12 protein-coding genes are annotated in these 14,263 nt (G+C 61.2%); 3 read left to right on the plus strand and 9 right to left on the minus strand.

What is annotated here, in order from left to right; translation table 11 throughout:
* A partial coding sequence (locus ACIOUG_RS18190; protein WP_401067401.1) for a glycosyltransferase occupies positions 1 to 1,543 on the minus strand: 1,543 nt, incomplete at its 3' end.
* A 381-nt stretch (positions 1,544 to 1,924) separates the two neighbouring features.
* Between ACIOUG_RS18190 and tcdA the strand changes: the two genes are divergently transcribed.
* Positions 1,925 to 2,743, plus strand: coding sequence for a tRNA cyclic N6-threonylcarbamoyladenosine(37) synthase TcdA (tcdA, locus tag ACIOUG_RS18195; protein WP_003222099.1), 819 nt, complete (start codon positions 1,925 to 1,927; stop codon positions 2,741 to 2,743).
* 102 nt (positions 2,744 to 2,845) lie between these two features.
* On the opposite strand, the gene ACIOUG_RS18200 is transcribed toward tcdA, so the two are convergent.
* The 4 genes from ACIOUG_RS18200 to ACIOUG_RS18215 form a co-directional block, all read right to left on the minus strand.
* Positions 2,846 to 3,250: a SufE family protein gene (locus ACIOUG_RS18200; protein ID WP_401067403.1), complete on the minus strand. Its 405-nt coding sequence runs from the start codon at positions 3,248 to 3,250 to the stop codon at positions 2,846 to 2,848.
* Positions 3,247 to 4,452 (minus strand): aminotransferase class V-fold PLP-dependent enzyme, encoded by a 1,206-nt coding sequence (locus ACIOUG_RS18205; protein WP_401067405.1) that lies wholly within the window; start codon positions 4,450 to 4,452, stop codon positions 3,247 to 3,249. The genes ACIOUG_RS18200 and ACIOUG_RS18205 overlap by 4 nt, the downstream gene beginning before the upstream one ends.
* A gap of 130 nt (positions 4,453 to 4,582) precedes the next feature.
* A complete protein-coding gene (dapD, locus tag ACIOUG_RS18210) occupies positions 4,583 to 5,617 on the minus strand; it encodes a 2,3,4,5-tetrahydropyridine-2,6-dicarboxylate N-succinyltransferase (protein WP_115986324.1) in 1,035 nt (344 codons plus the stop codon).
* A 32-nt stretch (positions 5,618 to 5,649) separates the two neighbouring features.
* On the minus strand, positions 5,650 to 6,012 hold the full coding sequence (locus ACIOUG_RS18215; protein WP_003222107.1) for an ArsC family reductase: 363 nt from the start codon (positions 6,010 to 6,012) through the stop codon (positions 5,650 to 5,652).
* A 292-nt stretch (positions 6,013 to 6,304) separates the two neighbouring features.
* Here ACIOUG_RS18215 and ACIOUG_RS18220 point away from each other — a divergent pair, with 292 nt between their 5' ends.
* Positions 6,305 to 7,936, plus strand: coding sequence for a Na+/H+ antiporter (locus ACIOUG_RS18220; RefSeq protein WP_401067406.1), 1,632 nt, complete (start codon positions 6,305 to 6,307; stop codon positions 7,934 to 7,936).
* A gap of 21 nt (positions 7,937 to 7,957) precedes the next feature.
* Here ACIOUG_RS18220 and ACIOUG_RS18225 read toward each other — a convergent pair whose 3' ends face one another.
* The 4 genes from ACIOUG_RS18225 to map form a co-directional block, all read right to left on the minus strand.
* Positions 7,958 to 8,605: a hypothetical protein gene (locus ACIOUG_RS18225; RefSeq protein ID WP_401067407.1), complete on the minus strand. Its 648-nt coding sequence runs from the start codon at positions 8,603 to 8,605 to the stop codon at positions 7,958 to 7,960.
* Between the two features lie 261 nt (positions 8,606 to 8,866).
* The gene (gene dapC, locus ACIOUG_RS18230; RefSeq protein WP_401067408.1) at positions 8,867 to 10,066 is read right to left on the minus strand and encodes a succinyldiaminopimelate transaminase; all 1,200 of its coding nucleotides are present in this window, start codon (positions 10,064 to 10,066) and stop codon (positions 8,867 to 8,869) included.
* Between the two features lie 210 nt (positions 10,067 to 10,276).
* Entirely contained in the window at positions 10,277 to 12,979 is a 2,703-nt protein-coding gene (locus ACIOUG_RS18235) for a [protein-PII] uridylyltransferase (RefSeq protein ID WP_401067410.1), read from the minus strand.
* A gap of 43 nt (positions 12,980 to 13,022) precedes the next feature.
* Positions 13,023 to 13,805, minus strand: coding sequence for a type I methionyl aminopeptidase (gene map, locus ACIOUG_RS18240; protein WP_007964271.1), 783 nt, complete (start codon positions 13,803 to 13,805; stop codon positions 13,023 to 13,025).
* Between the two features lie 372 nt (positions 13,806 to 14,177).
* Here map and ACIOUG_RS18245 point away from each other — a divergent pair.
* On the plus strand, positions 14,178 to 14,263 hold an 86-nt coding region (locus tag ACIOUG_RS18245), incomplete at its 3' end, for a 30S ribosomal protein S2 (RefSeq protein ID WP_340658626.1).

A 14,263-nucleotide genomic window follows, 5' to 3' on the forward strand; every position in this document is an offset into this window, starting at 1 on the left:
CGATCACCGCGATCACTTCGGCGTCCTTGGCGGTGTGCGGAATCAGGTAGTTCAGCGCGCCGCCCTTGAAACCGGCCAGGGGCGAAACGTGGAAGAACTTGAAACGCGGGCCGAGGGTGGCGCAGTAGTCGCGCACCGGTTCCCACACGGCTGGGTCTTTGGTGTTGTTGTCGATGATCAGGACTTCATAGTCCGGGTAATCGAGGGCGGCCAGGGCGTCGAGGGTCTGTTTGACCATCTCCGGCGGCTCGTTGTAGCAAGGCACGTGGATCGAGACTTTCGGTCTGTAGTCCGAGTCGCCCACCACCGGCAGGAATTCACGCCGGCGCTTGTGGGTCCAGACCGCTTCGGCCAGTTCATGCGCCTCGGTCAGCAACACGATGAACACCCCGAGCGCACCGAGCGCCAGCAGGAAACCCACCGTCAGGCTGAACCACGTGCTGTATTGCTGGCTGTAGTCGTAACCGATCCACACCAGCACCGAACCGCAGAGAAACGCGATAAAGGTCAGGAAGGTCCGGCCACGCTGGCGCAGGGCCGAGCCGTCGATCATCAGCAGGGTCAGCGACAGCAATGCCAGCACCACCGAACCGATGGCCAGCACGCGCCATTGCGGGATGGCGACGACCGGGCCTTCGAAGTTGAATTTCTGCTGGCGCGCGGCGTTGAACACGCCCCAGTAGGCGCCCACCGAACCTTCGTCACTGGCCTTCCACGGCTGGTCGAACGCTTCGATCACGAAGTAGTTGAAGCCTTGGCGGTTGAGCTTGTTGACCAGCGTGCGCAGGTAGATCGCCTGATCCGCCGGCGACGCATCGGCGCCACCGCGCATGCGCCCGTTGCTCGGCCAGCCGACCTCGGACAGCAGCAGCGGCTTTTTCGGGAACAGTTTTTTCAGGTCGCGGGCACGGTCGAAGACGAACTGTCCGGCCTTGTCGACCGGGATGAATTCCCAGTACGGCAGGACGTGCGCAGCGATCAGGTCGACGTGCTTGGCCAGTTCCGGGTGTTCTTCCCAGACGTGCCACTGCTCGGAGGTGGTCACCGGAACTTTCACCGCCGCGCGCACCCGGTCCAGCAGCACGCTCAGTTGCTCGGCGGTGATTTCCTTGCGGAAGATCGCCTCGTTACCGACTACCACGCGCACCACGCTGCGCGAGGTGTTGGCCAGCTCGATGGCGCGCTGGATTTCCCGCTCGTTGCGTTCCTGATCGGGGCTGATCCAGATCCCTAGGGTCACGCGCAGACCGAACTCTTCCGCCAGTTTCGGGATGTCCTGCAGCGAACCGTCGACCGAGTAGATGCGGATGTTGTCCGTCAGCTTGCTCATGATCTCCAGGTCGCGGCGCATTTCATCGTCAGTCGGATACTGGTCCTTCTGCGGGAATTGGCCCTGCTGGAACGGCGAATAGGAGAAGCCGGAGATCTGTTCCGGCCAGTTGGGCGCGGAGACCGGGCGGTTGATCAGCGCCCAGAAACCGGTGAACAGGGCGGCGATTGCCAGAACCACCACCAGGTTGAGACCAAATTTACGCGATGACATAGCTATTTCGGGTTCCAAAGGCTGTGGAACGAAGGGTCGGTGGCAAATCGCCAAAGGGCGCGAATCCTACACCGGCAGTTCACTGCTCGTACACCGGACAGGGAAATGCCGGACGTTGGGCAGTCCAACCTGATTTAAGTTCTTTGGTAACAGCTTGTAAGAGAAAACTTTGTTGTTCAGTTATAGCAATTCCCCGTGGCGAGGGAGCTTGCTCCCGCTGGACTGCGAAGCAGGCCGCTTTTTGAGGGCCGCTTCGCGACCCAGCGGGAGCAAGCTCCCTCGCCACAAAGGTTGTGTGAAAACGGCTGTGTTCACCGTTCATAGCGTCAAAGATGCTCTTGGCCGCCGACGGCCCTATAATGCGCGCCGGTTTTTGGGGTAATGGTCATGAGTACAGAAGATCCGCGGTTTGCAGGCATCGCCCGTTTGTATGGCATCGAAGGCCTTGAGCGCCTGCGTGCGGCCCATGTGGCGATTGTCGGCGTCGGTGGCGTCGGTTCCTGGGCGGCGGAAGCCATGGCCCGCTGTGGCGTCGGTGAGATTTCGCTGTTCGACCTCGACGACGTCTGCGTCAGCAATGCCAACCGCCAGTTGCATGCGCTGGACAGCACCGTCGGCAAACCCAAGGTCGAAGTGATGGCCGAGCGCCTGCGCGGGATCAATCCGGATTGCACCGTGCATGCGGTGGCGGACTTCGTCACCCGCGACACCATGGCCGAGTACATCACGCCGAACATCGACTGCGTGATCGACTGCATCGACGCGGTCAACGCCAAGGCTGCGCTGATCGCCTGGTGCAAACGGCGCAAGATCCAGATCATCACCACCGGCGGTGCGGGTGGGCAGATTGATCCGACGCTGATTCAGGTCTGCGACCTCAACCGGACCTTCAACGATCCGCTGGCTTCGAAGGTGCGCTCGACGCTGCGCCGCGACTACGGTTTCTCGCGCACCGTGACCCGCCATTACAGCGTGCCGTGTGTGTTTTCCACTGAGCAACTGCGCTATCCGAAACCGGACGGCAGCATCTGTTTGCAGAAGAGTTTTGTCGGCGACGGGGTGAAGCTCGACTGCGCCGGTGGCTTTGGCGCGGTGATGATGGTGACGGCGACGTTTGGCATGGTCGCGGCGACCAAGGCTGTGGACAAGATTGTGGCGGGTGTGCGGCGGCCGGCGGATCGGGTCAAGCCTCAGGTTTGATTCTGGGGCTGAGGGCCTCATCGCGAGCAGGCTCACTCCTACAGGGGAACGCATTCCAATTGTAGGAGTGAGCCTGCTCGCGATGGCTGCGAAGCAGCCGCTTTATTTAGCCAACTCATTCATGCGCTTGAGCACGGCATTCAAGCCATTGCTGCGCGACGGCGATAGCTGACGCGAAAGTCCTAGCTGATTGAACCAGTCCGGCAAATCCACCAGCTGCAACTCGCCAGCGCTCAAGCCGTTGACCCGCAACAGCAGCAACGCCACCAACCCACGAATCATCCGCGCATCGCTGGCGGCGCTGAATCGCCAGTGGCCGTCCTGCAATTCCCCCACCAGCCACATCTGGCTTTCACAGCCATGCACCTGGTTGGCTTCGCATTTGTCCGCGTCATCCAGCGGCGGCAGACGATCGCCAAACTGCATCAGCAACCGTGCGCGTTGCTCCCAACCGGCGGCATTCTGAAAGGTCAGCAATGCTTCGGCAGCGGCGAGCGGCAGGCTCATCGCAGCAACTCCAGGGCCTGATCCAGCGCTTCGAAGAAACGCTCCAGATCCTCGGAGTCGTTGTACAGCCCCAGCGACACGCGAATCGCCCCGGCCAGTTCGAAGCTTTTCAGCAACGGCATGGCGCAGTGATGCCCGGCGCGCACGGCAATGCCTTGCTCAGTGAGCAGATGCGCCAGATCGGCGTTGTGCACACCCTCGACGACAAAACTGGCCAGCGCCAGTTGCGGCTTGCCGAGCAGGCGAATGCCGTTGCGCGCGGCCAGACCTTGCAGCAGATAGGCGTGCAGCGCCGCTTCGTGGGCCGACACCGCGTCCTGATCCAGCCCGGCCAGATAGTCGAGGGTCGCACCTAGGCCGATCACACTGGCAATCGGCGGCGTGCCGGCCTCGAAGCCCAATGGGGCAGGGCGGAAACGCGCATCGTGATAATTGGCTTCCAGCACCATCTCGCCGCCGAACTGCCACGGCTGCAGTTGCTCAAGCGCCTGGTTGCGCCCGAACAGCACGCCGAGGCCATCGGGGCCGTACAGTTTGTGGCTGGAAAACACGTAGAAGTCGCACCCCAGCGCCTGCACGTCGTGGCGACCATGCACCACACCTTGGGCGCCATCGACCACGGTCAGCGCGTTGTGGGCCTTGGCCATCGCCAACAGCGCCGGCAACGGTTGCCAGGCACCGAGCACGTTGGACAGCTGACTGACCGCCAGCAAGCGAGTGCGCGGGGTGATCAGACGCACAGCGGCGCCGAGGTCGATCACGCCGTCGGCGTCCAGCGGCAGGATCACCAGTTTCAGCTCGCGACGCTGGGCCAGTTGCTGCCACGGCAGCAGGTTGGCGTGATGCTCCAGGGCGCTGATGACAATTTCATCGCCCGGTTGGAAAAGATGTTCCAGGCCATAGGCCAGGAGATTCAGCGCACTGGTGGCGCCGTGGGTGAAGATGATCTGCCCGCTGTCACCGGCATTCAGCCACTGCGCGACCTTGAGCCGACTGTCTTCGAACGCCTGCGTGGCGTGGGCGCCGGGCAAGTGTTGCGCACGATGCACATTGGCCGCGCCGTTGGCGTAGTAGTGCGCCAGCGCGTCGAGCAGGGCCTGGGGTTTTTGCGTGGTGGCGGCGTTGTCCAGATAGGTCTGGTCTTGCCGTTGCAGGGCGGCGATGGCCGGAAAATCGGCGCGCCAGGGGGAGGGAATCATCATCTGTTCAGCCCTGTGAACTTGGGCGGGATGTACGCCAGACTTGTAGGAGTGAGCCTGCTCGCGATAGCGTCCGCAAGGACGCCAAAAGCATCGCGAGCAGGCTCACTCCTACAATGGATCGTCTAAACGCTTAGTTGTGAGCGTGCAGCGCTTCGTTCAGCTCGATTGCCGATTTGTGGGTTTTGCACTCCACGGCACCGGTTTCCGAGTTGCGACGGAACAGCAGGTCGGTCTGGCCGGCCAGTTCACGCGCCTTCACCACCTTGACCAGATTGTTGTGCTCGTCCAGCAGCGCCACTTTGGTGCCGGCGGTCACGTACAGGCCCGACTCGACGGTGTTGCGGTCGCCCAACGGAATACCGATACCGGCGTTGGCGCCGATCAGGCAGCCTTCGCCAACCTTGATCACGATGTTGCCGCCGCCCGACAGGGTGCCCATGGTCGAGCAACCGCCGCCCAGGTCCGAACCCTTGCCGACGAACACGCCAGCGGAAACCCGGCCTTCGATCATGCCCGGGCCTTCGGTGCCGGCGTTGAAGTTGATGAAGCCTTCGTGCATCACGGTGGTGCCTTCGCCCACGTACGCACCCAGACGCAGACGTGCCGCGTCAGCGATACGCACGCCGGCCGGCACCACGTAGTCGGTCATTTTCGGGAACTTGTCCACCGAGAACACTTCCAGCAGCTCGCCGCGCAGACGGGCTTCGAGTTGCAGTTCGGCCAGTTCGCTCAGGTCGATCGCGCCCTGGCTGGTCCACGCCACGTTCGGCAGCAGCGGGAAAATCCCGGCCAGGCTTACGCCGTGCGGTTTGACCAGACGATGCGACAGCAGGTGCAGCTTGAGGTAGGCCTCAGGCGTCGAGGTCAGTTGGGCGTCTTCAGCCAGCAGGGTGGCGACCAGCGGCTTGTGGCTCTCGGCCAGGCGGGTCAGCAGCTTGCCTTGCACGGCGTCGATGCCTTTGACCGCTTCAGCCAGCTGCGCAGCCTGCGCGGTGGTGAAGGTGATGGCCTGGTTGCCTTCGGTGTAACCGAGGATCGGCGCAACGGCGGCGACCAGTTCGGCCGACGGGTTGAGCAGTGGCTGAGCGTAGAACACTTCCAGCCAGGCGCCTTGACGGTTTTGCGTGCCGACACCAAAGGCGATGCTGAACAGAGACTTGGACATTTGAATACCTCTAGCAATAAGTGACGGGCTGCTTACTTGAGTGCGGCCGCGTAGATGTCTGGCTTGAAGCCAATCAGGGTTCGGTCACCGAGATCGAGCACCGGGCGCTTGATCATCGAGGGTTGAGCGAGCATCAGTTCGATGGCTTTCGACTGGTCGAGATCGGCTTTACGTTCGTCGTCGAGTTTGCGAAAGGTCGTGCCTGCACGGTTCAACACCGTTTGCCAGCCGTGCTCGTCACACCATTGGGTCAGGTGCTCACGGTCGATACCGGCGGTTTTGTAATCGTGGAAATCGTAGCTGACAGCGTGTTCATCGAGCCAGGTGCGCGCCTTCTTCATGGTGTCGCAGGCTTTGATGCCGAAAAGGTGCAATGTTTTACTTGAAACGGTCAAGGAATCGCCCCCTTTACAGGTGCTGGAAAAAAATGGTGTGGGATTATGCCATGACCAAACGGTTTCGCGGCGCCGAGGTTTATCTGCTTGCAGATTACTCTGTGGGAGCGGGCTTGCTCGCGAAAGGGCCGTGTCAGTCGAAATCATTGCTCAATGATCCACCGCATTCGCGAGCAAGCCCGCTCCCACAAGAGATTTGTGACAGGGCTGCGACATAGGTGCAAACGCCAGACGCATCCTAAGCGGCTAATATGGCAGTTCAACGCTGTCGATTGTCCGGGATTTCCGCTTTATGCAAACCGCTTACACCGTCCTTATCCTGCTGATGCTGGTCAGCGTCTCGCGGCTGGTCGGACGGGTCATCCCGCTGCCGCTGCCCCTCGTGCAAATCGCCGCCGGTGCCTTGTTGGCCTGGCCGACATTGGGCCTGCACGTAGCGCTGGACCCCGAATTGTTCCTGTTTCTGTTCCTGCCACCGCTGCTGTTTTCCGACGGCTGGCGCATGCCCAAACGCGAGTTCTGGCATTTGCGTGGGCCGATCCTGACGCTGGCGGTCGGCCTGGTGCTGTTCACGGTGGTTGGCGCCGGGTACTTCATTCACTGGCTGTTGCCGAGCATTCCGCTGCCGGTGGCCTTCGCGCTGGCCGCCGTGCTGTCGCCGACCGACGCCGTGGCTGTTTCGGCGATCTCGCAGAACCGCTTGCCGACGCCGCTGATGCACATGTTGCAGGGCGAGGCGCTGATGAACGACGCCTCGGGTCTGGTGACGTTCAAGTTCGCCCTCGTCGCGGCAGTCACCGGGGTGTTCTCGCTGGCCAATGCCAGCCTGACCTTCGTGCTGGTGGCGGTCGGCGGGTTGGCGGTCGGCGTGGCGCTGAGCTGGCTGGTCGGGCGTTTGCGTGCATGGATGATCGCCCGTGGCTGGGACGATCCCGCCACCCACGTGGTGTTCATGTTGCTGCTGCCATTCGCCGCCTATGTATTGGCCGAGCGACTGGGGGCCTCGGGCATTTTGTCGGCCGTCGCGGCGGGGATGATGCAGAGCTGGCTCGATCTGTTGCCGCGGCAGACCAGTACCCGGCTGCTCAATCGCAGCGTCTGGTCGTTGCTGGAATTTGCTTTCAACGGACTGATCTTTCTACTGCTGGGCCTGCAATTGCCGGACATCATCAAAGCGGTGGTCAGCCACGAACCGACGCTGTGGCCGACCCTGCTGTATCGCGGCCTCGACGTGGTGGCGATTTTCCTCGCGCTGGTGCTGTTGCGCTTTATCTGGGTGCAAAGCATCTGGCGTTTGTCGGTGCTGCTGCGACGGCTGCGCGGCAAGGGCGACCTGACGCAAGTGCCGACCGCGCGCTCCTGCTGGCTGCTGACCGTCGGCGGCGTGCGCGGGGCGGTGACGCTGGCCGGTGTGATGTCGGTGCCGATGCTGATGGGCAGCGAGGCGTTCCCCGAGCGCGATCTGCTGATCTTCATCGCCGCCGGGGTCATCCTGTTGTCGCTGATTTGCGCCTGCATCGCCTTGCCGTTGCTGTTGCGCGGCATCGAAAAAAGCACGGACGACAAGCGTCGTCAAGAAGTGCGCGATGCCTGGCGTAAGACCGCCGAAGCGGCGATCCATGCGCTGGAAACCGAAGAGGTCGCGCCGCAAGATGCCGCGCAGGCGGCGCTCTCGGCTGAACTGAAGGCGCGGATCATGTCCGAATACCGGCATCAACTCGAGGTGTTCAACGATTCGGCTGAAGCCCAGGCGCTGGCGTTCCAGATGGACCTGCTGGAACGCCGTTTGCGCTTGAAGGCGCTGCGCGCGCAGCGCCTGGAGTTGTACAGCCTGAGTCGTCAGCACCAGATTGGTGATGACGTGCTCAGAGAAGTGTTGGGCGAGCTTGATTTGAGTGAGGCGAATCTGGGGCAGGTCAAATAGCCCGATACGCAGGTAAAGCGCTCACTCACACGCGGGGTGGGGATAAGCGTTCGACATGAAGGTTTTGTCCTGTTCGCTGAGATCCAGATTGATGAAGAGCTGGAAGTCACCGATGGTCCAGGACTGGCTGATGCGATAGTGCATGATCGACGTTCGGTCGTACGCGGTATAAAGGCTTTCATCAGGATTGCCGCGATCAAAGTACCATTCGTGCAGGCGTTGGCGCGTCACGCTGGCCTGGTAATTGTCTTCTTCCGGGTCGGCAGTCAAATCATGTTGTTCATATATGGCTGGCATGTCCCAGGGGATGTTTGCCGTGGGGTTGGTTTGCTCATGCTCGGCGCCGAGCATGTGCCCGAACTCGTGCATTACATTGGCGGCGAAGTAACGCGCCCTGTCCGGAGGGTGTGGCCATAGCCGCATGGTGGGTCCATCGGACTGTAACAGTGCATCCGTGCCAATGAACGAAGAAAATGTTCCATACTCGCTAAGTATGCGGATGTCACCGACTTCACCTTCGACGAACTCGAACTTCAAGTTAATGTGCGGCAACCAGTTGTTGGCGGCGGCGATGGTCGCGTCCTTGAATTCTTGCGTGCCATTGAGGAAGGCGATGCGAAGTGTGCAGCCGGGTGTCCAGAATTTCGCCGGATTGTTTTTAGCCCACATGTTTCTGAGTCTCCCGAGTGCGTTGCATGTTTCGGGAGAACAGTGTTTTTGCAGATTCTCTGCTTGGCTGAAGCCGTGTTAAGTGCATATCTGAACATCCATGTTTTCATTCTTCAGGTTTAACTTGTCGGGTTGCTTGTTGTTCCCGAAAAGTCGCTTTGAATGACGGATGCTAGTGACTGAACTTGCGTGGGTAAATTGAATATGTGTGCGGTTTTATGACGGGTTACCGTGCCAGCAGAACTGGCACGGTAAAGTAACTCATGACTGGCGAGTGACGAATGCGCGAATCCGCTCTGCGGCCTCGACGCACTCGACCAGTGGTGCGACCAGTGCCATGCGCACGCGCCCGGCACCCGGATTGACGCCGTCCACATCTCGCGACAAATAAGAGCCCGGTACCACGGTCACGTGTTCCTGTTCGAACAGGTCACGGCAGAAGGCGGCATCGTCGCCGGCCACGTTCGGCCACAGGTAGAAGCTGCCGTCCGGACGCTGCACGTCCATTACCGGGCTGAGGATTGCCAGCACTGCATCGAATTTCTCGCGGTACAGCGCACGGTTGGCGCGGACATGCACTTCGTCATTCCACGCGGCAACGCTGGCCAGTTGGGTTTGCACCGGCATCGCACAACCGTGGTAGGTGCGGTACAGCAGGAAGCCCTTGAGGATATCGGCGTCACCGGCGACGAAACCGGAGCGCAGGCCCGGCAGGTTGGAGCGCTTGGACAGGCTGTGGAACACCACGCAACGCTTGAAGTCTTTGCGGCCCAGTTCCACGCAAGCGCTGAGCAGGCCCGGCGGCGGGGTCTGTTCGTCGAAATACAGCTCGCTGTAGCACTCGTCGGCGGCGATCACGAAGTCGTATTCATCGGCCAGAGCGATGAGTTTTTTCAGCACATCGACCGGGATCAGTGCACCGGTCGGGTTGCCTGGCGAGCACAGGAACAGAATCTGGCAGCGTTTCCAGATGTCCGGCGACACCGCGTCGAAATCCGGATTGAAGCCGTTTTCGTCCAGGCATGGCAGGTAGTGCGGCTTGGCGCCAGCGAGGAACGCTGCGCCTTCGTAGATCTGATAGAACGGGTTCGGGCTGACCACCAGGGCCTCGTCGCCACGGTTGACCACGGTCTGGGTGAAGGCGAACAGCGCTTCGCGGGTGCCGTTGACCGGCAGCACATTGCGCGCGGGATCAATCCAGCCGCTTGGCACGTCGAAGCGACGTTCGCACCAGCCGGCGATGGCCTCGCGCAGGGCCGGGATGCCGAGGGTGGTCGGATACACCGCCATCTGATCCAGATTGTTCGCCAGCGCTTCGGCGACAAAGCTTGGCGAGCGATGTTTCGGCTCGCCGATCGACAGGGCGATCGGGCGTTTGTCCGGGTTCGGCGTGACCGTGCCAAGCAGGGCGCGGAGCTTTTCGAACGGGTAGGGCTGGAGTTGGTTCAGAGCGTTGTTCATGGGGGCCTCGTTCAATGTGGAGAGAACTCCGTGGCGAGGGGATTTATCCCCGATCGGCTGCGCAGCAGTCGCAAAAACATCGCGTGCGGTGTAGCGGATACACCGCGATCGCAGGTTTTTGGGGCCGCTTCGCAACCCATCGGGGATAAATCCCCTCACCACAAAAGCCCCGGGCAGATATATCTGCCTCCACAGGGATAGTTTGTTGATTCAAATACTGATGCGCGAAAGCTTGATATCCGGTTCCTGATTGACGCTCAGTTGTTCGACGATTGCGTCCTGCAAGCGGCTGCACAGCAGCGGGTCGGAGAGCGGCTGGTTGTGGGCGTCGGTGATGAAGAACACGTCTTCCACGCGCTCGCCCAGGGTCGCAATCTTGGCGTTCTGCAGCGACAGGTCGAACTCGAGGAAGATCCCGCCGATCCGCGCCAGCAGGCCCGGGCGGTCAGGCGCGGTGAGTTCCAGTACCGTCACCGGACGCTGGGCGTCGTTGTGGATCGTCACCTGTGGCGCGAAGGCGAAGTGCTTGAGCTGGCGCGGCACCCGACGCTGGATGATCGTCGGGTAGTCGTCGGGGTTGCGCAGGGCTTCGGTCAGACCGTCGCGAATCTGTTTGACCCGCGCCGGGTTGTCGCCGATCGAGTCGCCGTCGGTGTCGAGCACGATGTAGGTGTCGAGGGTGAACTGGCTGCTCGAGGTGATGACCCGGGCGTCGTGAATGTTCAGGTTGAGCTGATCCATCGCAGCCACGGTCACGGCGAAAAAGTCGTGCTGGTCCGGGGCATAAATGAAGATCTGCGTGCCGCCCTCGAACTCGCGCTGGGTGGTTTCCTTGATCAGCACCAGCGGACCGCCATCGGCCGGTTGCTGCAGGATCGCGTCACTGTGCCAGGCCACGTCACCGGCGGTGTGACGCAGGAAATAGTCATCGCCCAACTGCGCCCACAACTGTTCGACGTCGTCCGGATCGGTGCCGCCGCGCACGAGAATGTCCAGTGCCGCGCTCTGGGTCTGGCGGATCTGCTCTTCGCGATCCACCGGATTTTCCAGGCCACGGCGCAGCGCGCGTTTGGTCTCGGTGTAGAGCTGGCGCAACAGGCTCGCGCGCCACGAGTTCCACAGCGTCGGATTGGTCGCGTTGATGTCGGCCACGGTCAGCACATACAGATAGTCCAGACGGGTTTCGTCACCCACGATCTGCGCGAAATCGTGGATCACCTGCGGGTCGGACAGATCCTTGCGCTGCGCGGTGGTCGACATCACCAGGTGGTTCTGCACCAGCCAGACAATCAGGCGGCTGTCCCACAGTGGCAGCTGATGGCGCTGGCAGAACGCTTCGGCATCGACCGCGCCGATGTCCGAGTGATCACCATGCCGGCCCTTGCCGATGTCGTGATACAGACCGGCCATGTAGATCAGTTCCGGCTTGGGCAGTTTGGCCATGAGTTTGGCCGCCAGCGGGAATTTCTCCGACACCTGGGTGTACTGCAACTTACGCAGGTGTTTGATCAGGTTCAGAGTGTGCGCATCGACCGTATAGATGTGGAACAGGTCGTGCTGCATCTGCCCGACGATAAAACCGAACTCCGGCAGGTAGCGCCCGAGGATGCCGTAACGGTTCATCCGCCGCAGGTTGCGATGGATGCCGATCTTGCACTTGAACAGCTCGATGAACAGGCTGGTATTGCGGATGTCGTTGCGGAAGTTGTCGTCGATCAGGTGACGGTTTTCCCGCAGCAGGCGAATGGTGTCGGCGCGCACGCCTTTGATTTCCGGCTGCTGGGCCATCAGCACGAAGATCTCGAGCATGGCGAACGGCGTGCGGCGGAACACGTTGTCGTTGCGCGCTTCGATGTAGCCGTCGTGCAGTTGAAAGCGCGAGTTGATCGGCTGCGGCGGCGCTTCGTCTTCCGGGGCGAGGATGACTTCCTCGAAGTGCTGGATGATCAGGTCGCTGAGCTGGGCGATGCTCATCACCACGCGGAAGTACTGCTGCATGAAGTTTTCGACCGCCTGTTTCGCGTCGTCACCTTCAAAGCCGAGCAGGCCGGCAATGGTCCGTTGATGGTCGAACAGCAGGCGGTCTTCCGAGCGCCCGGCGAGCATGTGCAGGGCGTAACGGACTTTCCAGAGGAATTCCTGGGAGGATGCCAGCAGCGCGTTTTCGCTCTCGACCAGGAAACCTTCGCCGGCGAGGGCGCGCAGGTTCAGGGTGCCGTACTGACGCCGGGCCACCCACAGAATGGTCTGGATATCCCGCAGGCCGCCGGGCGAACCTTTGACGTTGGGTTCCAGGTTGTATTCGGTGTCGTTGTATTTGTGGTGACGGGCCTTCTGCTCGGCGCGCTTGGCCAGGAAGAACTCCTTGGCCGGCCACATGTGTGCGGTGCTGGTGACATCGAGCATGCGCTGGCGCAGGCGCTCGGGGCCGCAGATGGTGCGGCTTTCCATCAGGTTGGTGACCACGGTCAGGTCGGCGCGGGCCTCTTCGGCGCATTCGTCGACCGAACGCACGCTCTGCCCGACTTCCAGGCCGATGTCCCACAGCAGTGTCAGAAAACGCTCGATGGAATCGCGGAAAACTTCGTGGTCGGCGCTGTCCAGCAGGATCAGCAGGTCGATGTCGGAATAGGGATGCAACTCACCCCGGCCGTAGCCGCCGACCGCGACCAGCGCGATGTCGGCGTCTTCGCTCCAGTTGAACTGCTCCCAGGCCTTTTGCAGGATGTTGTCGACGAACCAGGCACGGTCTTCGATCAGCCGGCGGATGTCGCGGCCGCTGCGAAAACGCGTGTCGAGGACCTCGCGAGCCTGGCGGATCGCCTTCTTGAACGCCGCGATGGGACTCGCTTTCAGGGCCAGTTCAGCCTGGAACTGGCCACGGTCGAAGAGTTCGGGATCCACCTGCGGCATTGATTGGCTTTCCTTCTATATAAGGCTGGGAGCGTTCTTTGGATCAGGCCGAGACGCGCGGGATCGTATCGTCGGCGCGCAGGGTGAAGATCTCGTAGCCGGTGTCGGTCACCAGCAGGGTGTGTTCCCACTGCGCCGAGAGCTTGCGGTCCTTGGTGATCGCGGTCCAGCCGTCGCCCAGCACCTTGGTGTCGGCTTTGCCCTGGTTGATCATCGGCTCGATGGTGAAGGTCATGCCGGCCTTCAGTTCCATGCCGGTACCGGCGCGGCCGTAGTGCAGGATCTGCGGCTCTTCGTGGAACACCTTGCCGATGCCGTGGCCGCAGAACTCGCGCACCACCGAGAAGCCGTTCTTTTCCGCGTGCTTCTGGATGATTTCACCGATGTCGCCGAGGCGGCAGCCAGGTTTGACGATTTCGATTGCCTTGTACATGCATTCCTGAGTGACCTGCGACAGGCGTTCGGCCCAGACCGGCACTTCGCCGACGTGGAACATGCGGCTGGTGTCGCCGTGGTAGCCGTCCTTGATCACAGTGACGTCGATGTTCAGTGTGTCGCCATTCTTCAGCGGCTTGTCATTCGGGATGCCGTGGCAGACCACGTGGTTGATCGAGGTGCAGATCGACTTCGGATAGCCCTTGTAGTTGAGCGGGGCAGGGATAGCCTGCTGCACGTTGACGATATAGTCGTGGCAGATCTGGTTCAGTTGATCGGTGGTAACACCCGGTTTGACGTGTTCGGCAATCATTTCCAGCACATCGGCGGCCAGTTTGCCGGCGACACGCATGCCAGCGATGTCCTCGGGGGTTTTGAGGTTGACGGTCATACAGGCTCTCTCTGCGCTCGGCGGCGCTTGCTGATACGGATAGGGTGGCAGGTGTGGGATTTGCGACCCTGAAAAACGCGATTCTACCAGACGAAAGGAGCAAATCCGCGCCTGCGTGCATCGCGTCTGTCTATACAATGGTGCGCCTGAAGGCGATTCCAAGGGGGCTGCGCCCATGTCCTTGGTGCGATTGCAGATTCCGGGTTCCGTTTCTGCGCACCCTGTGGTATAAAATGCGCCGCTTTCCGGGATACCCCGAAAAGCTTAAATCCACACACGTGTCGACACGATGACCTGGGTGCTTTTGGCTTTATGCCACTGGTTGGTCATTGGGATACGTGGAGGCCAAACCCGACTTATTAAGGAACTATCATGTCCCAAGTCAACATGCGCGATATGCTGAAGGCCGGTGTGCACTTCGGTCACCAAACCCGTTACTGGAATCCGAAAATGGGTAA

It is taken from the genome of Pseudomonas sp. NPDC087803 (assembly GCF_044742995.1).
In the GTDB taxonomy this organism is placed as follows: Bacteria; Pseudomonadota; Gammaproteobacteria; order Pseudomonadales; family Pseudomonadaceae; genus Aquipseudomonas.